This is a genomic window from Bradyrhizobium australiense (assembly GCF_013114825.1).
Lineage (GTDB): Bacteria > Pseudomonadota > Alphaproteobacteria > Rhizobiales > Xanthobacteraceae > Bradyrhizobium > Bradyrhizobium australiense.
The window spans coordinates 522204-547130 of record NZ_JAAVLX010000004.1 but is presented as its reverse complement, the minus strand read 5'-3'; the positions used below and the strand labels follow the sequence as shown (position 1 = coordinate 547130).

Sequence of the window (24927 nt, the reverse complement as noted above, 5' to 3'; positions counted from 1 at the left end):
GCTTCACGCTGCACCGCGTCCGGGACACAGGAGACTCAGTCCTAACCCGCCGTCAGCAAATCCAGCTTGGCGTTTGCGAGGATCAGCCGATCGGCCAGCAACTGCGCGAGATTGCGCATGATGCGCTCGCCGGCGCGCGGATGCTGTTTCCGGAAATGCTCGAAATCGCGCAGCGCGATTTCGTACGCGGTCGCGGCCATGTCGGCCAGCACGTCGGCCGAGCGGTGCGGCTCCAACAGCGCCATTTCGCCAAAGGGCATTCCTGCCGTCAACGTCGCCAGCCTCACCCCGTCGGGCAGGGTGACGTGGACTGCGCCGCTCCGCAAGAAGAACAGCGACGCGGCAGGACCGCCAGCGGAGATGATCTTCTCGCCGGTTTGATAGGTCCTGATTGATGCAAGCGCGGCCAGATCGGTCAATTCCTCCTCTGTCAATCCCGTCAGGAGCGATTGCTCGGAGAGTTCGGTCGCCTCGAAGAAATCGATGGCGCCGCCGTAGCGATAGACGAGCTGGTCTTCCGCCCATTCGATGGCGGCGTCGAGCAGGTAATAGTTGCGGATATTGGTGAGACCTTCGGTCCATTCGGCGATCATTTTCCAGTCCGGCGAGGTGCGCCTGATGCCGGACAGAATCACCGTGACGTGGTGCGCGGCGAGCTCGCGGAATTCCTCGGCCAGCAGGCGGGCGCCGGCGCGGGTCATGGCGGTGACGCGGCGGAGGTCGAAAATGATCAGTTGCGGGCGCGGCTTGGCCGCCAGCTGGCGCGAGACGTAATCGACATTGGAAAACGACAGCGTTCCGATCAGCTCGATCACGCGGACGTCCTGGCGGTGGGCGGCCAGGATGTTCTGCTCCTGCGCGCGCCGCACGCGCCGCGATGGGCTGTTGCCGATGTCGTAGTCGGCGATAATGCTGGTGCGGGCGTCGTCGCTGCGGTTGAGCATATGCAGGTCGTAATGCGACGACAGCGCCTCGCAGACCTTGATGCCGCGCACGCTGTTGCCGTGCTTGTCGAGTTTTGGCGAATAGCTGGCGAGCCCTAGCCGTGCCGGCAGCGCCGCGAGAATGCCGCCGCCGACGCCGCTTTTGGCCGGGATGCCGATCCGGTAGATCCACTCTCCAGCATAATCGTACATGCCGGAACTCGTCATCACAGAAAGCGTGCGCGAGATGGCATACGGCGTCATCACCTGTTCGCCGGTCACGGGATTGACGCCGCGATTGGCGAGCGTCGCCGCCATCACCGCGATATCACGTGCCGTCACCAGGATGGCGCATTGGCGGAAATAGACCTCCAGCACAGCGGCCACGTTCTCCTTGATCACGGCATTGGTGCGCAAGAGATAGCCGATCGCCCGGTTGCGGTCGCCGGTCGCGCTTTCGGAAGCATAGACGGCATCGTCGACGTCGAGTTCGCGCCCGGCAAATCGCCCCAGCGCCTGCCTGATATGCTCGAACGCGGCGTCGCCCTTGGTCTCGTAAATCAGACCGGAGCAGGCAATCGCGCCGGCATTGACCATCGGGTTGAACGGATGGTTCTCGGCGTTAAGGCGGATCGAGTTGAAGGGATCGCCCGAGGGCTCGACGCCGATGATGCTTTCGACCCGTGCTGCCCCCAGCGTGTCGAGCGCCAGCGCGAACACGAAGGGCTTTGACATCGACTGGATGGTGAAGGGGACCTGAGTGTCGCCGACTTCGTAGACATGGCCGTCGAGGGTGGCGAGGCTGATGCCAAAATGGGCAGGGTCGGCTTTGCCGAGCTCAGGGATGTAATCGGCGACCGCGCCGCCGGTCTCGGGCCTGAATTCGGTGTGACAGGCGTTCAGGAACCGCAGCAAAGGCGGCTTGGAGCTAGCCCAGGCAGCAGGAGCAGTCGTGAACGGAGGAGGCGATTGCTTCATCGCCTCCTCTTGTGCAACGCAATCAGAGTGTGCGCAACTGGCTCGCCGGCGGCGCCTGACGCCGTACTAAGAACACTGCGACGAGGATCGTCGGCACCAGGATCGCAAGCCCCAGCATTGTGACCTGCATCTGCGACAACGGCATGATACCGCCGCCGGGTGTCGCGATCACGAAACCGCCGATCACCAGCAGCACCCGCAGCGGCCATTCCAGCGCGCCGGCGGCTCTGAGATCGCCGACAAAGGCCTGATAACCCTGGATGCCGCCGCAGATGAACAGTGTGCCGAAGCCGGCCAGCGCCATCAGCCCGAGCCCTTCAAGATACGGGCTTGGGCCTTGCAGCACCAAAGCGGGGTTGAGCACGAAGAAGAACGGGATGAAGTAGATGATGCTGCCGACCCACATCGATTCCCAGCCCGTCTTCATCGCCGGCGATCCGGCGATGCCGGCTGCGGCAAAGGAAGCGATGGCGACTGGCGGCGTGATCGACGACAGCATGCCCCAGTAGAAGATGAACATGTGCACCGCCATGCGGTTGAGCCCGAGCTTCTCCAGCGCCGGCGCCACCAGGATGGCAAGGAAGATGTAGCAGGCGGTCGTCGTCAGTCCGAGCCCGAGAATGAGGCTGGTGAATGCACACATGCCAAGCAGCAGGAACGCATTGTCGCCGGCGATCCGCAACAGGTCGTTGGCAAGGCTCGACACCACGCCGGTCATCGAGAACGCACCGATCAGCAGCCCGCAGCCGGCGAGGATGCCGACGAGCTCGACGAAGGTACGGCCATTGACCTCCAGGAACTTGCTGATGGTCGCCGGTGTCCAGCGCGTATCCTTGGAGAAAAGCTGGTTCAGGACCAGCAGCAGCGCCGTGGCGTAGAACGGCGCATGGCTCTCGCGCTTGAAGTACAAAAGCATCACGATCAGCAGCGCGATCACGAAGACGTAGTACCAGCCGTCCTTGATGGTATCCCAGACCTTCGGCAGTTCGGCGCGCGGAATACCCTTCAGGCCGTGGCGGGCCGCGTAGGAGTCCACCTGCATGAACAGGCCGACATAGTACAGGGCCGCCGGAATGACCGCAGCAAGCGCGACATCCGCGTAACTGACATTGAGGAACTGCGCGATCACGAACGCGGTCGCGCCCATCACTGGCGGTGCCAATACGGCGCCGGTCGAGGCGCAGGCCTCGATCGCGCCGGCATAGGAGGCCCGGAAACCGCTCTTCTTCATGACCGGAATGGTCATGGTGCCGGCGGTCAGCACGTTGGAGATGATCGAGCCCGACATCATGCCGAGCAGACCGGAGGCAAAGATGCAGACTTTCGCAGCTCCGCCGCGGAAAGTACCGCACAGGGCAAATGCCAGGTTGATGAAGAACTTTCCGGCGCCGGTCATCATCAGCGCCGTGCCGAACACCAGGAAGCCGATCACGGTATCGGCAAAGGCCTGGATCGGAATGCCGAGCAGGCTTTCGCCCGAGAGCACGTGATAGGAAGTCGCCTGTTCCAGCGTCGATTGGGTGCCGCGAAACGGCCCCAGCCACGTCGCATCGGCGAACAGGGGATAGACTGTAAAGGGCAGCACACTGAGCAGCAGGCTCCAGCCGCCGGTGCGCCGCAAGGCTTCCATCAGCACGACCCACATGATGACGCCGGCGACGATCACGTGGGTTGGCGCGCCGCCGAACTCCCAGCCGGCTTCTGCCGCCTTGCGGACGCTGCGCATGAGAAGGATTGCGCAGGCGAAAGTGACGACAAAAAGCAGGATGTCATACCAGGGAATTCGATCGAGCGGCGCGCCCTCGGTTCCCGGAAAGATCAGGAACGTGAACGGCAGCATCAGCGCGATCAGGAGATAGAAATACTCGGTGTTGAGCTGGGTGTAGCCGAGGAAAAAGCGCAGGGAGAATTGCTGGTTGATGCACAGCAGGATGGTTACCGCGGTCGCAACCACCAGCGCCCAGCGCCATGTCCCGCGCAATGTCCGCACGCGCGTGACTTCGGCTTCCTGCATGTTGGCATGCGGGTCGTCGAACTCAATTCGCTGTGCCGGCGCGACAATGCTGTCGCTCGCAGAAGATGGCATCATTTCCCCCGAGACGGTGTTCGCCTTCAACGTGAGCGAATAAAGGCAGTACTACTCAAAGCCGTTCGGCATGTTCGCCTTTGCCAGCGCCGCAGCGCGCGCCTTCATCCAGCCGTCCAGAAACGCCTTATCATTCGAGGGCGGACTGGACTTGCCATAGGCTGCCCAAGCCGCCGCCAGCACTTCCTGGCGCTTGAGCAATCCCTTGTTATGCGCTTCCTGTTCTTCGGTCCATTGCCCGGCTTCCTTCAGCGCCTTCGCCGCGCCCGGATGCACCGGGACCACCCAGTTCTTGGTCTGGCGGTCGGCGGCAAGACCGGCTGCGCCTGGCGCGGAATCCTTGTAGGCGTCGTAGCCCGTGATCATCGCTTTGGTGATGGCGTAGACCTCGTCGGCGGGAAGCGATCCATAGGCCACGAAGATCGGGTAGGGGTAGTTGCCGAGCTCGATCGGCTTGTCCTTCGAAATGCCGGCACCGCAGGTTGCGACGTGCGGGAAGAAGAATGAGCCGACCTTTTTCACGCGCTCCCAGCCGGCCTTGTCGTTGTGGGGCAAAGGCGGCCAGATGATGCCGCGCGGCGATGTCTCCAGTTCCTTCGCCGGGCCGGTGATGGTGGTGGCGAAGGCCGCGTCGACGTCGTTGTTGATCATGCCCTTCCACATCGCGCCATAGCTCGAGAACTCGACGACCTTGACATCGCTTTGCTTGAGATCGCCGAAGGCCAGGATCGCGAGCGCGTTCTGGTTCAGCGCCGGCGAACCGACAACAAAGCCCACGCGCTTGCCCTTGAGCTGCTTGATCTCGGTTACGCCGGTATCCTTGGCGACGCCGAGCGAGCCGGCGTTGCAGTCGACCGAGGACAATACGAGCTGCAGGGGTTGCGGACCCCATTCCTTGGTGCCGAACTCGAATACGCCTTCCTGGGCGAAATAGGTCCCGGAGCCCATCGCGGACATGGCCGCGCGCTTGGCGCGCAGCGGCGCCAGTCGCGCCACGTCGTTGCCGGCCGGCAGCACCCGGACGTCGGTGCCGTATTTGTCCTTCATCATCTTGCCGACGCCGACGGCGATGTTGAAACCCGCCGTTCCGGTGTCATAGGCGGTGACGACCATGGTCGGCGGCAGCTTGACCTCTTCGGAATAGGCCGGCGAAGCCAGCAGCGAGATGCCTGCAACGGTAAGTGGCGCAAGCGCCTTCAACCGGTGAATCATAATTTTCCTCTCAGATGGTTTCGCGATGCGAAATTCTCTCGTTAGCATTGATCATGTCATCGGCTGCTGGCGATGGCAACGTTAGGTGCGCACGTCAACATCTGTGTTGGACAGATTGTCGCGGAGCTCGTTCGAAGAAAGCTTATGTCGTGATCCGGTTAAGCTTCGATGATCGCAACGACCTGTCCTTCGGCGATGACGTCGTCGAGCTTGACCAAAATGGCCTTGATTGTTCCTGCCGTCGTCGACGTGACCGGAATTTCCATCTTCATGGCTTCGACGAAAGCGATCTCGTCGCCGTCCCCGACATCTCCACCGGTTGCGACAGGAAGCGCGCACACGCGGCCGGCGACTTCGGTGACAATCTTGATCTCTGGCATTTCCATTCTCCCGGGGACCGTCTGACGGACTGGCTGTCCTCCGTGAACGGCTTTTTGTTGTGGCCGCAGATTGCCTGAGGTAGTTTGTTCTGCAAGTGGAATTTTATTCCGCAGGGCGGAATGGAGCCATAACAATGGGAAGACGCTCGGAACGGCTTAGCAAACAGGGAATGCTTGCCAGCGATTTGGCAGGCGAGGGTGACGTGATCCAGGTGGTGTCGCGGGCGTTCGACGTCTTGCGCTGCTTCGAGGGTCATGAAGCCAGACTAGGCAATCTGGAAATCTCCAGCCGCTGTGGTCTGCCGCGGTCGACGGTATCGCGGCTCACGCACACGCTGACCCGGATGGGCCAGCTCGTCTATTTGCCGCGCGACCAGAAATATCGCATCGGTCCAAGCGCGGTGGCGATGAGTACTTCGATGATGAAGGGATTGCAGCTTCGCAATCTGATCAGGCTGCGTCTGCAGGACGTCGCCGATCAATTGCCGGGCACCGTCGGTTTCGTGATTCCCGATCGCTATCATCTGGTCTATCTCGAATTCGCGCGCGCGGCGAACGCGCTCGGCCTGCATGAAGGCACCGGCAGCCGCATTTCGATGACGAGCACCGCGGCCGGCTTTGCCTACACCGCAGCGCTCGACACCGATGTCGGCGACGCCTTGATCGCCGAAATGGAGCGCGAGATTCCGGAAAGTGCGGGCCAGTTGAAGTTGCGCATCGAGGAAAACCGCCGTCATTTGCGCGAACACGGCTATGTCGTGGGCTGCGGCACCTGGAGCCCGCATATCAACGGTTGCGCGGTGCCGGTGTGGTCGCCGCAGTATCAAACCTTCGTCGTCGTAACGATCGGCCTTCTCGCCGCGATGTTCGACGAGAAGCGGTTGCACCAGGAAGTGGCGCCGCAGATGCTCGAACTCGGGGTTGCGATCGGCGGCCTGCTGGAAGGCGCCGAGGGCGACATCTTCGCCAACCGGATCGAAAGAAAGCCACTTCCGGTGACGGCCCACAATAACAAGATCATCAAGACGGAGGATACGAATGAACTGGAAGCCGGAGCTCGACGAGCTCGCTCGGCGCGAAGCGTTCGCGCGCGAGATGGGAGGCGTTGACAAGGTCAAGCGCCAGCATGACCAGGGCCGGCTCACGGTTCGTGAGCGCATCGACAGACTGATCGACAAGAATTCCTTCCACGAGATCGGCGCGATTTCCGGCATCGCCGAATACGACGAAAACAGCGAGCTCAAGCATTTGACGCCGGCCAACTGCGTGTTCGGCCGCGGCAGGATCGACGGCCGCATCGTGGTTGTCGTCGGCGACGACTTCACCGTGCGCGGCGGCTCGGCCGATGCCTCGATCTCCGCCAAGCCGCTGATGGCCGAGGAGATGGCGCATGATTTTCGCCTGCCGATCATCCGTATGATCGAAGGCTCGGGTGGCGGCGGTTCGGTGAAGACCATCGAAACGCGGGGGGCAGCCAATCTGCCCGGCGGCGTCGGCGGCACGCGCTGGTACTGGTTTACGACGGCGAACATGGCGCGGGTGCCCGTGGTTGCGCTCGGGCTCGGTTCGGTCGCGGGCCTTGGCGCGGCCCGACTGGCCGCCAGCCATTATTCGGTGATGACCAGGAACTCCGCGATGTTCGTCGCGGGTCCTCCGGTGGTGAACCGTCTCGGCCAGGACCTGACGAAGCAGGAGCTTGGCGGCGCGGAGATCCAGACGCGCGCCGGCGGCGTCGATGATGCCGTCGACACGGAGGAGGAGGCGTTCGAACGCGCCAGGCGTTTCCTGTCCTATCTGCCGTCATCGGTGTACGAGTTGCCGCCGACCGTGCCCTGCACTGATGATCCCGAGCGCGCGGAAGATTCGTTGTTGAAGGCGGTGCCGCGCAATCGCCGCCAGGTGTACAAGATGCGCCCGATCATCGACGCTGTGGTCGACAAGGGCTCGTTCTTCGAGGTCAACAGCAATTTCGGCCGGCCGATCATCACTGGGCTTGCCCGGTTCGAAGGCCGCGCGGTGCTGCTCTTGGCGAGCGATCCCTTCCACTATGGCGGGTCCTGGACGGCGGAGGCGTGCCAGAAGGTGGTGCGCTGGGTCGATTTCGCCGAGACCTTCCATCTGCCGGTCGTCTATCTGATGGACTGCCCAGGCTTCATGATCGGGCTCGAGGCCGAGAAGTCTGCGACCATCCGGCACGGTGTGCGGGCGATGGCGGCGGTCAACCAGTCGACGGTGCCTTGGTGCACCATCATCGTGCGCAACGCGTTCGGTGTGGCGGGTGTCGTGCACCAGCCGGCCAACCGCTATTCGATGCGCTATGCCTGGCCGTCGGCCTATTGGGGGTCGTTGCCGCTCGAAGGCGGCATCGAGGCCGCCTATCGCGCCGACATCGATGCATCGGATGATCCGGCCGCGAAGCTGAAAGAGATCGAGCAGCGCCTCAACAAGCTGCGCTCGCCGTTCCGCTCCGCCGAGAAATTCTGGGTCGAGGAGGTGATCGACCCGCGCAAGACGCGTTCGCTGCTGTGCGAATTCGCGAGATTGGCGGAGCCGATCCGCACCGTCGGTCCGCCAACCAACATGTCGACGCGGCCGTAGCGGATGTCATTCCGGGATGGTGCGTTAGCACCAGACCCGGAATCTCGAGATTCTCAGGTGCGCAACTGCGCACCATAGTTCGATGCTGCGCATCGCCCCGGAATGACTTGCTGGGTTCACGCCGTTACAGGCTTCGGCGGACGCGCAATCGCCAGGACAATCAGCGCAGCCACCACACAGAGCGCACCGGCGACGAAGAAGGCCGGCAGATAGGTCTGCAGCACCGTCCGCGACAGGCCGGCGCCGAACGCGGCGACACCCGCGCCCAGTTGATGGCCGGCAAATATCCAGCCGAACACGAGGTTGGCGCGTTCGGGGCCGAACCGCTGCGCGGTGAGCCGCACCGTCGGCGGCACGGTTGCGATCCAATCGAGGCCGTAGAACATCGCAAACACCGACAGGCCGTAGAACGAGAAATCGGTGAACGGCAGGAACAACAGCGACAGGCCGCGCAGGCCGTAATACCAGAACAGGAGCCAGCGGTTGTCGTAGCGGTCGGACAGCCAGCCGGAGGCAATGGTGCCGACGAAATCGAAGATGCCCATCGCCGCGAGCAGGCTCGCCGCCTCCACCTGCGGAATGCCGAAATCGAGACACATCGGAATCAGATGGACCTGGACGAGGCCGTTGGTGCTGGCGCCGCAGATGAAGAAGGTCGCGAACAGGATCCAGAACACGCCCGACTTCGAGGCGTCGCGCAGCGTGCCGAGCGCCGCCGCCATGATCGGCATGTTGTTCGGCGGCGGCGCCGGCAGCGGCTCGGTGCGTTCGTCGCCGAAGGGTCGCAGGCCGACATCGCTCGGGCGGTCGCGCATGACCATGAGTACGGCAAATGCGGCGACGCCCAGCATCACGCATACCAGCGTTAGCGCGAGCCGCCAGCCGTAAGCGTCGGTCAGGCTCGCCAACAGCGGCAGGAAAGCCAGCTGTCCGGTCGCAACGCTCGCGGTCAGGATGCCGACCACAAGGCCGCGCCGGGCCATGAACCAGCGCGCAGCGATGGTTGCGCCCAGCACCAGCGCCGTCATGCCGGTGCCGAGCCCGATCACCACGCCCCACAGCAGCATCAGGTGCCAGACCTTGGTCATCGCCAGCGACGCGACGAGGCCGGAGACGACGATCAGCAGCGCCGACAGCGTCACATTACGCAGGCCGTAGCGATTCATCAGCGCCGCGGCGAACGGCGCCATCAGCCCAAACAGGATGAAACGGATCGACAGCGCTGAGGAAATCTCCGCCGTCGTCCAGCCGAATTCCTTCTGCAAGGGCACGATAAAGACGCCGGGGGCGCCGACCGTGCCGGCGGAGATCAGGGCAGTGAGAAAGGTCACGGCGACCATCACCCAGCCGTAGTGGATATTGCGGCGGGCGAGGGCGGCGGACAGCCAGTTCGAGATCATTGGGCCTCGGCGGGATTGCGGTGGGAAGATTTGCTTTCAGCATTCTGACGTGATGACCGTCTGACTTAAATGCCGTACTTCCCTCATTTCAGGACACGACCCGGTGCCAGGATTGATCCGTGAGAGCCTCAATTCCGTCATTGGATTACGTTTCTAATATTATTATACGTGGCGAAAATCGCAACGAATCATAACATGAAAAATCTAGCCATTCGCATGAGAGAAATTGATCGATTGCCGTGCAGGGCTTGCGCGCCGTCGTTATTCCAGCCCATCCAGCGCGGTCGCGATTGCCTTCCTGAAGGCTACGACGTCGCCAAGTTCGTGGCCGAGCACGAGGGCAAGCCGGGTCAGGAACAGCGCTTCACGCTCGGCCCCGGCCTGGTCGATGGCCATCGCCAGCGTCTCATAGGCGGTCTCGAAGTCCTCGAACGACATCGCGCTCATTGCGTCTCGCTGCCCAGGCAAAGGCTTGCGGTTTTCAGGATCTCGACGGGAGCGATGGCTTTCCATCGCCCGGCGATGTGCAGGTCGGGCCGCAGCAGATAGAGCGTGCCGGGCCCGGCGGCAAACAGGCGGGCGATTTCGCCGTCCTGGTCCGCAATGGCTTTCGTTTCGGAGGCCGAGCCGCGTGACGTAACCAGCACCGAAGCAAATCGCTTGTCGATCCGGCCGAGTTGCGCGAGCAGCGCTGCCTGCTCGGCAGTCGGCTGGCCTTCGCAGAACAGGATCGCCGTCATGCCGTCGCCGGCGCGATCCAGCAGGTAGCTTCCGTCCGCCAGCCTTGCGTTCGGCGCGGCGCTGCCGCAGGCTGGTCCGCCCCCGAATTCGGCATCGTGTCCGGCGTAGGGCGTCAGCGGGCTTTCCGAATAGGTATAGGGCTGCATCTGGCGCGGATTGGCGAGCCCTCGCGGAAATTCATGGCGGAGGCTGAGCGACAGTGCGGCCTCGCGCGCCAGCCGCCAGCCGCGCGTCGGCGGGGTCATGAAGCGCGTGCTCTTGGTGGCATTGGCGAACACATCGAGCGTGGCGCCGCGCCGCTCCGGCGAATAGCTGTCGAGCAGCCGCTCATTCGCCTCGCCGCGGAGCACGAGTGCCAGCTTCCAGCCGACGTTCTCGGCGTCCGCAAGGCCATTGTTCAGTCCGCGCACGCCAAAGATCGGCACGATATGCGCGGCGTCGCCGATGAAGAAGACGCGGCCGTACCGGTAGTCATCGAGGCACAGCGTGTTGGCGGAGTAGACGCTCCACCATTCCAGTTCCCATTGCTTGGTGTGACCAATATCGGCAAGGATCGCGCCGACGCGGGCGCGGATATTTGCTTCCTTGAGTGCGTCCTGTTCGCTCTCGCCCTCACGGAGCTGATAGTCCACGCGCCAGATATCGTCCGGTTGCTTGTGGATCAACACCGTGCCCCCGGGATTCCCGCTTGGTTCGAAAAACGCCCGGCGCTCGGTTGGAAAATCGTGGTCCATGCGGATATCCGCGATCACATAGCGGCCTTCGTAATTATCGCCCTTCAGCCGCAAGCCGAGCATCGACCTGACAGGCGAGCGCGCCCCGTCGGCGGCGAGCACGTAGTCGGCGTCGAGCCGATAATCGCCCTCCGGCGACGAAACCCGAACCGAGACGCCATCGTTGTGCCGCTCGATGGCGGACAGTTCGCTCTGCCAGCGCATGTCGACGAGGTCGCAGGCCGCGACCGCATCGTGCAGGAACTTTTCGATGTATTGCTGCTGCAGATTATACATCGGCAGATATTTCTCGCCCGGCGGTTGCGGCATCTCCAGCCGAAAAATTTGCTCGCCGCGGTAGTAGCTGCGGCCGAAGCGCCAGCCGAGCGCCTTTTCGACGAAGGGCGCGACGGCGCCGACCCGCTCCAGGATATGCATGCTCGGCCGCGCGATGCAGATGGCGCGGCTGCCGTCATTAAACGTGTCTTTGCGATCGATCAGCACGCTCCTGATGCCGTAGCGCGCCAGCACCAGCGCCGCCGTCATGCCTATCGGGCCGGCACCCACGATCAGCACCGGATGCCGGGTCATCTCGCCATCAAGCTCCGGCACGCGCCGTGCTGCAAAGCGGGGATAGTCGAAATAGAGCGACTCCAGCGGTCCCTTGCCGGCTGGCCTCATGCTTCCCTCCGTCTATTCTTGCGGTCGAGAAATCCTTGCATCAACCGCTGTGGCTCGCCGGTCAGGAAAGACTGTCCGAACACGCCGACGCTCAGATTGACGGATTCGGTCAGCGGGAGCTCCTCCCATTGCCGGAGCAGCGCCTTCTGCGCGCGTAGCGCCTCGGGTCCGCATTCGAGCAGTGCCTTCACGGTATGCTCGACCGCGGCATCGATCCCGCCTTCCTTGGCGACCACGTCGACCAGGCCCCAGGCGAGCGCAGTGGGCGCGTCGATATGTTGGGCCGTCATGACAAGCCAGCGGGCGCGGCCCCAGCCGATCAGCCGCGGCAGCAGCGCAGCGTGGATCACCGAGGGGATGCCGACACGCACCTCTGGCATGCCGAACTTGGCGTCGCGGGCCGCAATCCGGAAATCGCAGGCGGCGGCGACTTCCAGTCCGCCACCAAGGCACCAGCCGGGAAGCCGCGCGATCACTGGCGCAGGAAAGTTGCGCACGGCCTCGCAGAGGTCGCGCAGACGCGTGATGAAAGCCTCGGCGGATTTCTGGTCGAGGCGTGCCATCTCCTTGATGTCGGCGCCGCCGATCATGCTCTTCTCGCTTTGTCCGGATAGGATCACGACGCGAATGTCTTTGTCGCCGGCGAGCTTCTCGAACCCTTCTCGCACGCCATCGGTGACGGCGGAGGAGAGAATGTTGAGGGTGCCCGAATTGCAGATCGAGAGCCGGACGACGCCTCCGTCGGCGCGGTCGATGCCGCAATGGAGATTGAGCATTTCCATTTTTGTTTTTCCTGGATTGGTCCTGGCGGTCGGCACCACTTCCGGGACATTGCGCCGCCTTGTCAAGGCCGGGTCGCAGCTTGCAACGGGCGGCAATTTTGCGGTGCACGCGATCGCCACATTTGCGACGATCGGCATTGAAAAAGCGAAATAGATGCAGCTTTTCCCGCGCACAACTGCTATTATATGACTACAGACATTTAATAGGATGTATTGATGCGTTATTCGAAAGAGCACAAGCAGGAGACCCACGCGCGGATCGTGAAAAAGGCCTCGGTGCGGCTTCGCGAAAAGGGCGCGCATGGCATCGGCGTCGCCGACCTGATGAAGGAAGCCGGGCTGACCCATGGCGGCTTTTACGCGCATTTTGATTCCCGCGAGGCGCTCGTCATCGAGGCTTTTGCCTATGCGATGGACCATTCGGTCGAGCACTGGCGCAAGATCGCCGCTGAAACGCCGCCGGACAAGCGGCTGTCGACGATCATCGATTCCTACGTCTCGACGGTGCATCGCGACGATCCCGGCCGCGGTTGTGCCGTTCCCACGCTAGGTGCCGAAATCGCCCGGGAAAGCGCAAAGACCCGCAAGGCCTTTGCCGCCAAACTGGAGCAGTTGATCGATGTGATGGCCGATCAGATTCCGGACGTGCCGCGCAAGACCGCGCGTAAGCAGGCGATGGCCACGCTGGCGACCATGATAGGTACCTTGGTGATGTCCCGCGTGGCGGCCAGCGGCGAACTTTCCGACGAAATTCTCGTCGCCGGCCGTGAGGCAGCGCTGGCCCGTGCCGAGGCGAATCCGGTCGTGAAGAAGACGCGGGCGAAGGTGAATTGATCGCGGAATCGTAGGGTGGGCAAAACAAAGCGTGCCCACCACCTTTCCGAGATCGTCGCCTGGAACGGTGGGCACGCTGCGCTTTGCCCCCTACGACTTATCGCCCGCCAAACAGCGCGCGCTCGCTCTCCACTGTCTCGTGGATGTAATCGGCCACCGCCCTGATCCGCGCCAGGTCCTTGCTGTCGGCGTGCATCAGCATCCAGAACGTGCGCGAGATCTTCACCTCATCCGGCAATACCGGCCGCAATTCCGGATGCGCGGTCGCCATGAAGTGCGGCAGCACGGCAATCCCAAAGCCGGCAATGGTGGCGTTGAGCTGCGCGATCAGGTTGGCGCTGCGGAATTTGGCCGAGATCTTCGGCGAGACCTGCGGCAGGTAATCCAGTTCCGGCGTGAACAGCAGTTCCTCGATATAGCCGACAAAGCGATGGCCCGGCAGGTCGCCACGCGCGACGATCTTCGCTGCCCGATCGAGATAGGCTGGTGCGGCATAGAGCCCGAGGCTGTAGTCGAGCAGCTTGCGCCCGACGATCCGGCCTTCCTTGGGCATGGTCAGGCTGATCGCAATGTCCGCTTCCCGCTTCGACAGGCTGAACAGGCGTGCGGTGGCGACGAGCTGCAGGTCGAGATCGGGATAGCGCTCGGTGAATTTCACCAGCCGGGAGGCGAGGAAATGGCTGCCGAACCCGTCGGGCGCGCCGATCCGGACCGTGCCGGTAAGCTGGGCGCGCGAGCCGCCGACCGCCTCCTGGTTGGCGACGATGGTGGATTCCATGGCCTCCGCGCTGTCGGCGACGCGCTGGCCGGCTTCGGTCAGGAGATAGCCAGTCTTGCGGCGGTCGAACAGCTTCGCGGAGAGATGCCGCTCCAATCGGTCGACACGGCGGATCACCGTGGCATGATCGACCGACAGCTGTTTGGCGGCAGCGGAAACCGAGCCGCCGCGCACGATGGCGAGGACGAAACGGAAGTCATCCCAGTCAATTGTCTTGGTGCCTTGATCCAGCATTTCCGCACATCTATGGTGCAATATATCGGACTTGTATCCCAAGAAATGCAGGTCAAAAAGGGCTTCAACGCCATCCTGCAGGACCCCACGGAGATCATTCATGCGCTCAATCGGACATTTCATCGGTGGCAAGGAAGTCAAGGGCACGTCCGGGCGGACGGCCGACGTGTTCGAGCCGATGACCGGCGACGTCCAGGCCAAGGTGGCGCTGGCCTCAAGAGCGGAAGTTCGCGCGGCCGTCGAAAACGCAGCGCTTGCCCAACCTGAATGGGCCAACACCAATCCGCAGCGCCGCGCGCGGGTGATGATGAAGTTCCTCGAACTGGTGCAGCGCGACTATGACAAGCTCGCTGAATTGCTGGCACGCGAGCACGGCAAGACCGTCCCCGACGCCAAGGGTGACATCCAGCGCGGCCTCGAAGTCGTGGAATTCGCCTGCGGCATTCCGCATCTGATGAAGGGCGAATACACGGAAGGAGCGGGTCCCGGTATCGACATCTACTCGCTGCGCCAACCCCTTGGCGTCGTCGCCGGCATTACGCCGTTCAATTTCCCGGCGATGATCCCGATGTGGAAGTTCGCGCCGGCGATCGCCTGCGGCAACGCCTTTATCCTGAAGCCTTCGGAGCGCGATCCCGGCGTGCCGATGCGGCTGGCCGAATTGATGATGGAAGCGGGGCTGCCGCCCGGCATCCTCAACGTCGTCAATGGCGACAAGGAAGCCGTCGACGCCATCCTCGACGACCCCGATATCAAGGCGATCGGCTTCGTCGGCTCGACGCCGATCGCGCAATACATCTATGAGCGCGCAGCCCAGACCGGCAAGCGCTGCCAGTGCTTCGGCGGCGCGAAGAACCATGCCATCGTGATGCCCGACGCCGACATGGACCAGACCGTCGACGCACTGATCGGCGCCGGCTACGGCTCGGGTGGTGAGCGCTGCATGGCGGTGTCGGTCGCGGTCCCCGTCGGCAGGACCACCGCCGATCGCTTGATGGAAAAGCTGATCCCGCGCGTGGAATCGCTCAAGATCGGCACCTCGGTCGATCCGTCCGCAGATTACGGTCCGCTGGTGACGCGCGAGGCGGTCGAGAAGGTGAAGAACTACATCGATATCGGCATCAAGGAAGGCGCCACGCTCGCCGTGGACGGCCGTGGCTTCAAGATGCAGGGCTACGAGAAGGGCTTTTACCTCGGCGGTTCGCTGTTCGACAACGTCACCAAGGAGATGCGGATTTACAAGGAAGAGATCTTTGGGCCCGTTCTGTCGGTGGTTCGCGCCCACGACTACAAGGAAGCCCTCGCACTGCCGTCCGAGCATGACTACGGCAATGGCGTCGCGATCTTCACCCGCGACGGCGACGCCGCGCGCGATTTCGCTGCCAAGGTCAATGTCGGCATGGTCGGCATCAACGTGCCAATCCCGGTGCCGATCGCCTACTACACCTTCGGTGGCTGGAAGAAGTCGGGCTTCGGCGATCTCAACCAGCATGGACCGGACTCGATCCGCTTCTATACCAAAACCAAGACCGTGACCTCGCGCTGGCCGTCCGGCGTCAAGGAAGGCGCGGAGTTCTCAATCCCGACGATGAGGTAGCCTTCATTTGCCGGGCAGCGGGATGCAGTTCGCTCTCAACGAGGACCAGGTGGCGGTTCGCGACATGGCGCGCGAATTCGCCGCCGAGATGATCGCGCCGCATGCGCTCCGCTGGGACGAGGAAAAGCACTTTCCGGTCGATGTAATGCGGGAAGCCGCCAAGCTCGGCATGGGCGGCGTCTATATCAAGGATGACGTCGGCGGCTCGGCGCTGACGCGGTTCGACGCCGCCTTGATCTTTGAGGCGCTCGCGACCGGCTGTCCGACCGTGTCGGCCTTCATCTCGATCCACAACATGGCATCGTGGATGATCGATGCCTATGGCAACGACACCCAGCGCCAGAAGTGGCTGCCAAGGCTCTGCACGATGGAGCTATTGGCGAGCTATTGCCTGACCGAGCCGGGCTCCGGCTCGGACGCCGCAGCGCTGCGCACCCGCGCGGTGCGCGACGGTGATCATTATGTGCTCAACGGCCAGAAGCAGTTCATCTCCGGGGCCGGTGGCGGCGACCTCTATGTCGTGATGGTGCGGACCGGCAGCGACGGGCCGGGCGGCATCTCGACGCTCGTCATTCCGGCCGAAACGCCCGGCGTTTCTCTCGGCGCCAACGAGCGCAAGATGGGCTGGAACGCGCAGCCGACGCGCGCGGTGATCTTTGAGAACGCCCGCGTGCCGGTGGAGAACCGGCTGGGCGAGGAGGGCATCGGCTTCAAGATCGCGATGGCCGGGCTCGACGGCGGCCGCATCAATATCGCGGCGTGCTCGCTCGGCGGCGCGCAGAGCGCGCTCGACAAATCGCTCGCCTATATGAAAGAGCGAAAGGCTTTCGGCAAGCGCCTCGACGAATTCCAGGCGCTGCAGTTCCGCCTCGCCGACATGGCGACCGAACTGGAGGCGGCGCGAACATTTGTCTGGCGCGCGGCGGCGGCGCTCGACCGCAAGGATGCGGATGCTACCATGCTGTGCGCGATGGCCAAGCGCTTCGGCACCGACGTCGGCTTCGAAGTCGCCAACCAGGCGCTGCAACTGCATGGCGGCTACGGCTACTTGAGCGAATACGGCATCGAAAAAATCGTGCGCGATCTGCGCGTGCACCAGATCCTGGAAGGGACCAACGAAATCATGCGGCTGATCGTGTCGCGCAAGCTGATCGAGGATGCGCGATGACGGATACGGCTGTTACAGAAGGCGACCTGATCGCGCGCAAGGAAGGTTCGGCCGGAATCATTCGCCTGAACCGGCCTAAGGCGATCAACGCCGTGACGCTGGAGATGTTTCATGACGTCGATAAGGCGTTGGATGTCTTCGAGGCGGATCCCGATATTGCAGTAATCGTACTTGAAGGCGCGGGCGAGCGCGGCCTTTGCGCAGGCGGCGACATCCGCGCGCTCTGGGAAAGCTCCAAGCTCAAGGGCGACCTCGGCAAGATCCTCTGGCGCGACGAATACATCCTCAACGCCCGCATCAAGAAATTCCCAAAGCCGTATGTCGCCTTCATGGATGGCATCGTGATGGGCGGCGGTGTCGGATTGTCCGCGCATTCCAGCCACCGCGTCGTGACCGAGAAGACGAAACTCGCGATGCCCGAAGTGGGGCTCGGGTTCTTCCCTGACGTCGGCGGCACCTGGTTGTTGTCGCACTCGCCGGGCGAGATCGGCACGTACTTTGGCTTGACTGGGCAGACGATGAATGGTCCGGACGCGATCCACGCAAAATTTGCCGATGCGGTGGTGCCGTCATCGAAACTGCCGGCCTTACGTGAGACACTGACGAAGGTGGCGCCGGGCACGACATCAGCCGACATCAAGAAACTGATCGACGGTTTTTCGACCGGCGAGACGGCCGGACCGGTTGCAGCGCAGCAGGCGAAGATCGATGCCTTGTTTTCCCACGATCGCATGGAAGACATCGTCGCGGCGCTGCAGCGCGATGGCTCCAACTTCGCGCAGGCGACGCTAAAGACGCTGAACGAAAAGTCGCCGCGCGGCATGGTGGTGACCCTGAAGCTGCTGCGGCTGGCGCGTACCGCGCGTTCGCTGGAGGAATGCCTGGTGCGGGAATATCGCGCCGCGCTGCAAGTATTCGCCAGCGATGATTTCCGCGAGGGCGTGCGCGCTGCCGTGATCGACAAGGACCGCAATCCGAAATGGTCGCCGCCGCGCATTGAAGACGTGACGCCGGAGATGGTCACGCCTTACTTCGCCGAGATCGGCGCGGACGAACTGAAATTTCCCTGAGCAATACAGAAAAGCCTTAGCGGAGGATTCGAGATGGCAAACATCGCATTCATTGGCCTCGGCAATATGGGCGGGCCGATGGCGGCCAATCTGGTCAAGGCCGGCCACAAGGTCACAGCGTTCGATCTGGCCGCAGCCTCGCGCGATCAGGCCAAGGCCGACGGCGCGGCGATCGCCGAGAGTTCGGTCGCTTCTGTCAAGGGCGCTGACGTCGTCGTCACCATGCTGCCGGCCGGCAAGCATGTGCTGTCGGTCTGGAACGAGGTCGTCCCGACGATGACCGGGGGCACGCTGATCATCGATTGCTCGACCATCGACGTCGAAAGCGCCAAGCAGGCGCACGCCCTGGCCGCCAAGCACGGCATGCTCTCGGTCGATGCGCCCGTCTCGGGCGGCACCGGGGGCGCCAAGGGCGCGACGTTGACCTTCATGTGCGGCGGCGAGGAAAAGGCCTTTGCCGCGGCAAAGCCCGTGCTGGAGAACATGGGTAAGAAGATCGTCCATTGCGGCGGCGCCGGTGCGGGGCAGGCGGCCAAGATCTGCAACAACATGATCCTCGGCATTTCCATGATCGGAGTCGGGGAGGCCTTTGCGCTCGCCGAGAAGCTGGGCTTGTCGCATCAGGCGCTGTTCGACGTCGCCTCGACCTCGTCGGGGCAGTGCTGGGCGCTGACATCCTATTGCCCGGTGCCGGGCCCCGTGCCAGCCTCGCCGGCGAACAATGGTTACAAGCCTGGCTTCGCGTCGGCCCTGATGGTGAAGGACCTGACGCTCGCACAGGATGCCGCCAGCGCCGCCGGCGCCGTGACGCCGCTCGGCAAGCACGCGCAGGAAATCTACAAGGCCTTCGACGCCGCCGGCCATGGCGGGGTGGATTTTTCCGGAATTATCCAGCACGTTCGGAGTCTCGCTGCGAAATAACGGAGACCTGATGACAACGTTTCAGGAAGCGCGCGCCTTTCTACTCAAGCATCGCACCGATTACGATGCGGCCGTGAAGGGGTTTCGCTGGCCGGATCCGGTTCCGTTCAACTGGGCGCTGGACTGGTTCGATGCGGAACTGGCGCAAAATCCCGAGAGCCGGGACCGCACGGCGCTCTGGATCGTCGATCCCGGCGACAAGGAAACGAAGCTCTCCTTCGCCACGCTATCGCGCCGTTCCAACCAGGTCGCGAACGTCCTGCATGCGCAGGGGCTGAAACGCGGCGATCATTTGTTGCTGCTGCTCGGCAATGTCGTGCCGCTGTGGGAGACCATGCTGGCGGCGATGAAGCTCGGCGTAGTCGTGATCCCCGCGACCACGCTGCTTACGCCGGACGAGCTGCGCGATCGGCTGGACCGGGGTAGGGCGCGGGCGGTGGTCGCCTCGCAGGATCAGATCGCAAAATTTGCGGGCCTTGGCGGAGACGGACTGGTGCGCATCGTGATCGGTGCAACGTCAAAGCACGATGGCTGGCTTCCCTTCGAGCAGGCGGGGAGCGCCTCAGAAGAGTTTACGCCTGATGGTCCGACCAATGCCGACGACCCAATGCTGCTCTATTTCACCTCGGGCACCACGGCAAAACCGAAACTGGTGCGGCACAGCCAGCGCAGCTATCCCGTAGGTCATCTGTCGACGATGTTCTGGCTCGGCCTGCAGCCGGGCGATGTTCACCTCAACATTTCCTCGCCAGGCTGGGCCAAGCATGCCTGGAGCTGCTTCTTCGCGCCGTGGAACGCCGGCGCCACCGTGTTCGTGGTTAACCAGCCGCGCTTCGACGCAAAGGCCCTGCTCACGACGATCGGCCGTTGCGGCGTCACCACGCTGTGCGCGCCGCCGACAGTGTGGCGGCTGTTCATTCAGGAGAAGCTCGCGGATTTCAAAGTCAGCCTGCGCGAGGTCTGCGGCGCCGGCGAGCCGCTCAACCCCGAAGTGATCGACCAGGTGAAAGCGGCGTGGGGCCTGACCATCCGCGACGGCTATGGCCAGACCGAGACCGCGGCGCTGGCCGGCAATTCACCGGGCCAGAAGGTCAAGGTCGGCTCGATGGGCCGGCCCTTGCCGGGCTACCTGGTGCGGATCACCGACAATGACGGCCACCTCACCAAAGAGGGCGAGGTGACGCTTGTGCTCGGCGCCGACCGTCCCGCAGGCTTGATGCAGGGCTATCAGGGCGACGATGGTAAATTGAGCGGCGCGGACGGCGAACTCTACCGCAGCGGCGACGTAGTGTTTGCCGACGACGAGGGCTATCTGACATTCGTCGGCCGCTCCGACGACGTCTTCAAATCTTCCGACTACCGCATCAGCCCGTTCGAACTGGAAAGCGTGCTGCTGGAGCATGAACAGGTCGCCGAAGCCGCCGTTGTCCCGAGCCCCGATCCTATCAGGCTCGCGATCCCCAAGGCCTATGTGCTGCTGGTCTCGGGCGTGGAGCGCTCGCCGGAGACTGCGCTGTCGATCTTCAAACACCTGCACACCCGGCTCGCGCCGTTCAAGCGCATCCGGAAGATCGAACTGGTGACGGAACTGCCGAAGACGATTTCCGGCAAAATCCGCCGCGTGCAGTTGCGCCGGCTCGAACATGATAATAACCGCGGGGATGCGCTGCGTGGCGCCGAGTTCCGCGAGGAAGAATTCCCGGAGCTGCAGAAGGTGCGGACCGCCGGGTTGGAGAGCTAATCGATGAATGAAGTCTGGAAGAAGCCGCCGGTCTCGTTATCGGCCTATCAGGCCATGGTAGGCAAGGAGGTCGGCGTGTCCTCCTGGCACCTGATCGACCAGAGCCGGATTAACCTCTATGCCGATGTGATCGAAGACCATCAGTTCATCCACGTCGACCCGGAACGGGCGAAGAAGGAAACCGCGTTCGGCAACACCATCGCGCATGGCTTTCTGACGATGTCGCTGATGAGCATCATGTCGTATGAGGTGATGCCGGTCATCGAGGGCACGTCGATGGGCGTCAATTACGGCTTCGACAAACTGCGCTTCCTCTCGCCGGTGCGCGCCGGCTCGCGGGTCCGCGGCCGCTTCACGCTGATGGAAGCCAAGCTGCGCAAGCCGAAGGAGCTGCAGTCGCGCACCAATGTGACCATCGATATCGAGGGCGAGGAAAAGCCGGCGCTGATCGCCGATTGGATCGGGCTAATCTATTTCAACTAGATTTTGCCCATCATGGCCGGGCTTGACCCGGCCATCCATCGCTGGTCAAAAAGCTCTTCAGTTTTGATGGGCCCGGGTCAAGCCCGGGCATGACGAGAATCCGGGAATTCCAGCATGGCAATCAGGTTTGATGGACGTGTCGCAATCGTCACGGGCGCGGGCAATGGTCTTGGACGGGCACATGCGCTGGGGCTGGCGAGCCGCGGCGCCAAGGTCGTGGTCAACGATTTCGGCGGCGCGCGGGACGGCACCGGCGGGTCCCTGACGCCGGCCGAAGCCGTGGTCGAGGAAATCCGTAAAGCCGGCGGGACGGCGATGGCCGACGGCGCCGACGTCTCGAAGTTCGGACAGGTTACGGCGATGGTCGAACGGGCTACCAGGGAGTGGGGCAGCGTCGATCTGCTGTGCGCCAACGCCGGCATCTTGCGCGACAAGTCGTTTGGAAAAATGGATGTCGCTGACTTTGCCAAGGTGCTCGACGTCCATCTCGTCGGCACCTTCTACTGCTGCAAGGCGGTGTGGGAAGGCATGCGCGAGCGCAATTATGGGCGCATCGTGCTGACCACCTCGTCGTCCGGCCTGTTCGGCAATTTCGGCCAGGCCAATTACGGCGCCGCGAAAGCCGGCATGGTCGGCCTGATGAACGTGCTGGCCGAGGAAGGCCGCAAGAACAACATCCGCGTCAACACGATTTCGCCGACCGCTGCGACGCGCATGACGGAAGAGCTGCTGCCGCCGCAGGCGCTGGCGCTGATGAAGCCCGAGGCGATCACGCCCGCGGTGGAATATCTGCTCAGCGAGGATGCGCCGACCCGCACCATCATGGGCGCGGGCGCGGGTTCGTTCGCGGTGATCAAGATCATCGAGACCGAGGGCATCAATCTGGCCCAGTCCGACTGGACGCCGGACGCGATCGCCGCGCATTTTGCCGAGATCGACGACGTGTCGAAGGCGAAGGCGCTGCAAGGCGCGTTCGAGCAGACGCAAAAGTATGTCGCCCAGGCCGCGGCAAGGGCGGGGATAAAGCTGTAGAAGCTTGTTAATCGTTCCAGGGCGATGCGAAGCATCGAACTCTGATGTGCAATTGCACATCAGAGAACCTCGAGATTCCGGGTCTGGTCCGTCGGACCATCCCAGAATGACGGCGTTCTCCTGGGCAGCCGAATTCACGCCATGTCACCAGCTTCACACCACGTAGCGATCATCGGCGCCGGCCCCGCCGGGCTGATGGCCGCCGAAGTGCTGGCGCAAGGCGGCGCTGCTGCTACCATCTATGACGCCATGCCGTCTGTCGGCCGAAAATTCCTGATGGCCGGGCGAGGCGGGCTCAACCTCACGCACAGCGAGCCGTTGCCAGCGTTCCTCGCGCGCTATCGCGAAGCAATGCCGCACCTGAAACCAGCCATCGAAGCGTTTCCGCCGCAGGCATTACGCGAATGGAGCGAAGCGCTGGGGCAGGAGACCTTTGTCGGCTCCAGCGGGCGGGTGTTTCCGAAAGCCTTCAAGGCGTCGCCCTTGCTGCGCGCCTGGCTGCGACGGCTGGACTCAATGGGCGTAAACCTTGCGCTGCGCCACCGCTGGAACGGCTGGGATGAGCAGGGCCGTCTGCGCTTTGAAACGCCTGGTGGACCGCTCGTGGTCGATGCGGGCGCCACTGTGTTGGCGCTCGGCGGCGCAAGCTGGCCGCGGCTGGGCTCCGATGGCGCGTGGACGGAAATACTCGATGCCAAGGGCGTGCATACATCGCCGCTGCGGCCGGCAAATTCCGGCTTCACCGTAGCCTGGTCGGAGATTTTCCGCGACCGCTTTGAAGGCCAGCCGCTCAAGGGCGTGGCACTGAGATTCGGCAAACACCGCATCCGCGGTGAAGCCATCGTCACCCGCACCGGCATCGAAGGCGGCGCGATCTACGCGCTATCGGCCGAATTGCGCGAAGCCATTATGATTTCAGGGCAGGCAACCCTGCACATCGCGCTCCAGCCCGATCTTGAGCAAAGAGAGCTGATCGCGCGTCTGTCGGGGCCAAAGGGCAAGCAATCGCTGTCCAACTTCCTGCGCAAGGCCGTGAGTTTGTCGCCGGTTGCGATCGGTTTGCTGCAGGAAGCCGCCAAGGCATCCGGCGCTCCGCTGGCGTCGATGTCGCCGGCCGATCTCGCCCACCTCATCAACGCCGTGCCGATCGCGCTTACCGGCATAGCCCCGATCGCGCGCGCGATTTCGACGGCAGGCGGAATAGTGTTCGACGAACTCGATGCCGATTTCATGATTCGCCGCTTGCCCGGCGTATTTGCGGCGGGCGAGATGCTCGATTGGGAAGCCCCGACCGGCGGCTATCTGTTGCAGGCCTCGTTCGCGACGGGGGTGGCGGCAGGACGGGGAGCGCTGAAATGGCTTTATCGCAGGGTGGCCAAAGCGTAGCGTGCCCACCACTACCTGCGTCGCTCCTGATCGTGGGCACGGCGCAAGTTGCGCCTTTGCCCATCCTACGAGTTCAGCGCAGCTTCCCGCGCGCCGCCACCGGCAGCGTGCCGATGATCTCGTCACCGCGCACCATCACCACCTCGTCCATCATGTTGACGACGACGCAGACATGGTTGGGTACGATCCGCACGACGTCGCCGACATTCGGCCGCGTGTTGCTGCGGGCCAAGTCGAGAAACCCGTGCTCTTCCGCGAAGCGCGCGATCTTCGCCTCCGGGTGTTCCAGGATCAGCCCGTAGCCGTCGAGCCCGCCACCGGGATCAGATGTCAGCGTCTTCGAGCCGGCGTCCAGAATGCCGCGGTCCGGTCCGGCGCGGCTCACGACTGTGGAATAGATGTTCAGCGCGCAATCGTCCCATTCGGCGACGCCAGCTGCGACCTGCATGCGGTCGTTGTAGATGTAGGTGCCGGGCCGATGCTCGGTGGCGCCCTTGAGCTTGCCGAGATTTTTCAGGTTAGGCGAGCCGCCGGTTGAAACCATCGCCGCGTCGAGCCCGTGCGCGCGGACGCCCGCCAGTGCCTCGTCGAAAAACTTCTGCGCCTCGGCCCAGCCGGTTTCGGTGGGGTACAGCATGAAGCCCGCAAATTGAAGTCCCTTCGATCCCGCAATCTCGCGCGCCAGCGCAATCGCTTCGGCCGGCGTCTCGACCCCGGCGCGTTTGCGTCCCGTATCGCATTCGACCACCACCGAGAGCGGACGTCCCGAGGCTGCGGCTGCCTGCGGCAAGCCGGCGACCACGGTCGAATTGTCGGCGGCCACCGTCATGTTGGCCTTGGCCTGCAGCGCCGCGAGCCGGGCCATTTTCTCGTCGCCGATCAGATTGTAGCTGATCAGGATGTCGTCGATGCCGGCTTCCGCCATTACCTCGGCCTCGCCGAGCTTCTGACAGGTGATGCCCTTGGCGCCGGCCGCGACCTGCATCTGCGCGAGCAGCGGACTCTTGTGAGTCTTGATGTGTGGCCGGTTGGCGACACCGGCAGTATCGCAGGCGACCTGGACGCGCGCAATGTTGCGCTCGACGCGATCCATGTCGATCACCGCGCAGGGCGTGCCATATTCACGGGCGATTTTTGCGGCGAGGGGCGTTGTCATGCTCTTCTCTCTGTTCGAAACCGTATGAACCCG

The 24927-nt window shown here is 63.3% G+C and carries 22 protein-coding genes; 12 read left to right on the top strand and 10 right to left on the bottom strand.

Features of this window, described 5'->3' with window-relative positions:
- Positions 1-41: 41 nt before the first annotated feature.
- The 4 genes from glsA to HCN58_RS14725 form a co-directional block, all read right to left on the bottom strand.
- The gene (gene glsA, locus HCN58_RS14740) at positions 42-1901 is read right to left on the bottom strand and encodes a glutaminase A (protein WP_171580077.1); all 1860 of its coding nucleotides are present in this window, start codon (positions 1899-1901) and stop codon (positions 42-44) included.
- Between the two features lie 22 nt (positions 1902-1923).
- Positions 1924-3987, bottom strand: coding sequence for a TRAP transporter permease (locus HCN58_RS14735; RefSeq protein WP_171580076.1), 2064 nt, complete (start codon positions 3985-3987; stop codon positions 1924-1926).
- A gap of 51 nt (positions 3988-4038) precedes the next feature.
- Entirely contained in the window at positions 4039-5199 is a 1161-nt protein-coding gene (locus HCN58_RS14730) for a TAXI family TRAP transporter solute-binding subunit (protein ID WP_171580075.1), read from the bottom strand.
- A gap of 158 nt (positions 5200-5357) precedes the next feature.
- The gene (locus HCN58_RS14725) at positions 5358-5579 is read right to left on the bottom strand and encodes an acyl-CoA carboxylase biotin carboxyl carrier protein subunit (RefSeq protein ID WP_171580074.1); all 222 of its coding nucleotides are present in this window, start codon (positions 5577-5579) and stop codon (positions 5358-5360) included.
- 134 nt (positions 5580-5713) lie between these two features.
- On the opposite strand from HCN58_RS14725, the gene HCN58_RS14720 reads away from it, so the two are divergent.
- Positions 5714-6688 (top strand): IclR family transcriptional regulator, encoded by a 975-nt coding sequence (locus HCN58_RS14720; protein ID WP_171580073.1) that lies wholly within the window; start codon positions 5714-5716, stop codon positions 6686-6688.
- Entirely contained in the window at positions 6618-8177 is a 1560-nt protein-coding gene (locus HCN58_RS14715) for an acyl-CoA carboxylase subunit beta (protein ID WP_171580072.1), read from the top strand. Before HCN58_RS14720 ends, HCN58_RS14715 begins: the two co-directional genes overlap by 71 nt.
- Positions 8178-8293: 116 nt before the next feature.
- Here the strand turns inward: HCN58_RS14715 and HCN58_RS14710 are convergent, their stop codons facing one another.
- The 4 genes from HCN58_RS14710 to HCN58_RS14695 form a co-directional block, all read right to left on the bottom strand.
- Positions 8294-9577: an MFS transporter gene (locus HCN58_RS14710; RefSeq protein ID WP_171580071.1), complete on the bottom strand. Its 1284-nt coding sequence runs from the start codon at positions 9575-9577 to the stop codon at positions 8294-8296.
- 261 nt (positions 9578-9838) lie between these two features.
- Entirely contained in the window at positions 9839-10024 is a 186-nt protein-coding gene (locus HCN58_RS14705; RefSeq protein ID WP_171580070.1) for a DUF2783 domain-containing protein, read from the bottom strand.
- Positions 10021-11712: an FAD-dependent monooxygenase gene (locus tag HCN58_RS14700; RefSeq protein WP_171580069.1), complete on the bottom strand. Its 1692-nt coding sequence runs from the start codon at positions 11710-11712 to the stop codon at positions 10021-10023. Before HCN58_RS14700 ends, HCN58_RS14705 begins: the two co-directional genes overlap by 4 nt.
- On the bottom strand, positions 11709-12494 hold the full coding sequence (locus tag HCN58_RS14695) for an enoyl-CoA hydratase (RefSeq protein ID WP_171580068.1): 786 nt from the start codon (positions 12492-12494) through the stop codon (positions 11709-11711). Before HCN58_RS14695 ends, HCN58_RS14700 begins: the two co-directional genes overlap by 4 nt.
- Here HCN58_RS14695 and HCN58_RS14690 point away from each other — a divergent pair.
- Positions 12481-12648 carry a hypothetical protein gene (locus tag HCN58_RS14690; RefSeq protein ID WP_171580067.1) on the top strand — a complete coding sequence of 56 codons (168 nt, stop codon included), beginning with the start codon at positions 12481-12483 and terminating at the stop codon, positions 12646-12648. The genes HCN58_RS14695 and HCN58_RS14690 overlap by 14 nt on opposite strands.
- Positions 12649-12710: 62 nt before the next feature.
- Positions 12711-13328: a TetR/AcrR family transcriptional regulator gene (locus HCN58_RS14685; RefSeq protein WP_171580066.1), complete on the top strand. Its 618-nt coding sequence runs from the start codon at positions 12711-12713 to the stop codon at positions 13326-13328.
- 97 nt (positions 13329-13425) lie between these two features.
- Here HCN58_RS14685 and HCN58_RS14680 read toward each other — a convergent pair whose 3' ends face one another.
- Entirely contained in the window at positions 13426-14340 is a 915-nt protein-coding gene (locus tag HCN58_RS14680) for a LysR family transcriptional regulator (protein WP_171580065.1), read from the bottom strand.
- A 100-nt stretch (positions 14341-14440) separates the two neighbouring features.
- Between HCN58_RS14680 and HCN58_RS14675 the strand changes: the two genes are divergently transcribed.
- From HCN58_RS14675 to HCN58_RS14640, 8 genes are all read left to right on the top strand, one after another.
- Complete coding sequence (locus HCN58_RS14675; RefSeq protein WP_171580064.1) at positions 14441-15937, top strand: CoA-acylating methylmalonate-semialdehyde dehydrogenase; 1497 nt, start codon at positions 14441-14443, stop codon at positions 15935-15937.
- A 22-nt stretch (positions 15938-15959) separates the two neighbouring features.
- Complete coding sequence (locus tag HCN58_RS14670; RefSeq protein WP_171580063.1) at positions 15960-17105, top strand: isobutyryl-CoA dehydrogenase; 1146 nt, start codon at positions 15960-15962, stop codon at positions 17103-17105.
- Positions 17102-18175, top strand: a complete 1074-nt coding sequence (locus HCN58_RS14665; protein ID WP_171580062.1) for an enoyl-CoA hydratase/isomerase family protein — start codon at positions 17102-17104, stop codon at positions 18173-18175. Before HCN58_RS14670 ends, HCN58_RS14665 begins: the two co-directional genes overlap by 4 nt.
- A 33-nt stretch (positions 18176-18208) precedes the next feature.
- Positions 18209-19096 (top strand): 3-hydroxyisobutyrate dehydrogenase, encoded by an 888-nt coding sequence (mmsB, locus tag HCN58_RS14660; RefSeq protein ID WP_171580061.1) that lies wholly within the window; start codon positions 18209-18211, stop codon positions 19094-19096.
- Positions 19097-19106: 10 nt separating this feature from the next.
- The gene (locus HCN58_RS14655; protein WP_171580060.1) at positions 19107-20837 is read left to right on the top strand and encodes an AMP-binding protein; all 1731 of its coding nucleotides are present in this window, start codon (positions 19107-19109) and stop codon (positions 20835-20837) included.
- Between the two features lie 3 nt (positions 20838-20840).
- Positions 20841-21320, top strand: a complete 480-nt coding sequence (locus tag HCN58_RS14650; RefSeq protein ID WP_171580059.1) for a MaoC family dehydratase — start codon at positions 20841-20843, stop codon at positions 21318-21320.
- Between the two features lie 114 nt (positions 21321-21434).
- Complete coding sequence (locus HCN58_RS14645; RefSeq protein WP_171580058.1) at positions 21435-22352, top strand: SDR family NAD(P)-dependent oxidoreductase; 918 nt, start codon at positions 21435-21437, stop codon at positions 22350-22352.
- Between the two features lie 141 nt (positions 22353-22493).
- Positions 22494-23738, top strand: coding sequence for a BaiN/RdsA family NAD(P)/FAD-dependent oxidoreductase (locus tag HCN58_RS14640; RefSeq protein ID WP_171580057.1), 1245 nt, complete (start codon positions 22494-22496; stop codon positions 23736-23738).
- Positions 23739-23811: 73 nt separating this feature from the next.
- On the opposite strand, the gene HCN58_RS14635 is transcribed toward HCN58_RS14640, so the two are convergent.
- Positions 23812-24894 carry a D-TA family PLP-dependent enzyme gene (locus HCN58_RS14635; RefSeq protein ID WP_171580056.1) on the bottom strand — a complete coding sequence of 361 codons (1083 nt, stop codon included), beginning with the start codon at positions 24892-24894 and terminating at the stop codon, positions 23812-23814.
- Between the last annotated feature and the right edge of the window lie 33 nt (positions 24895-24927).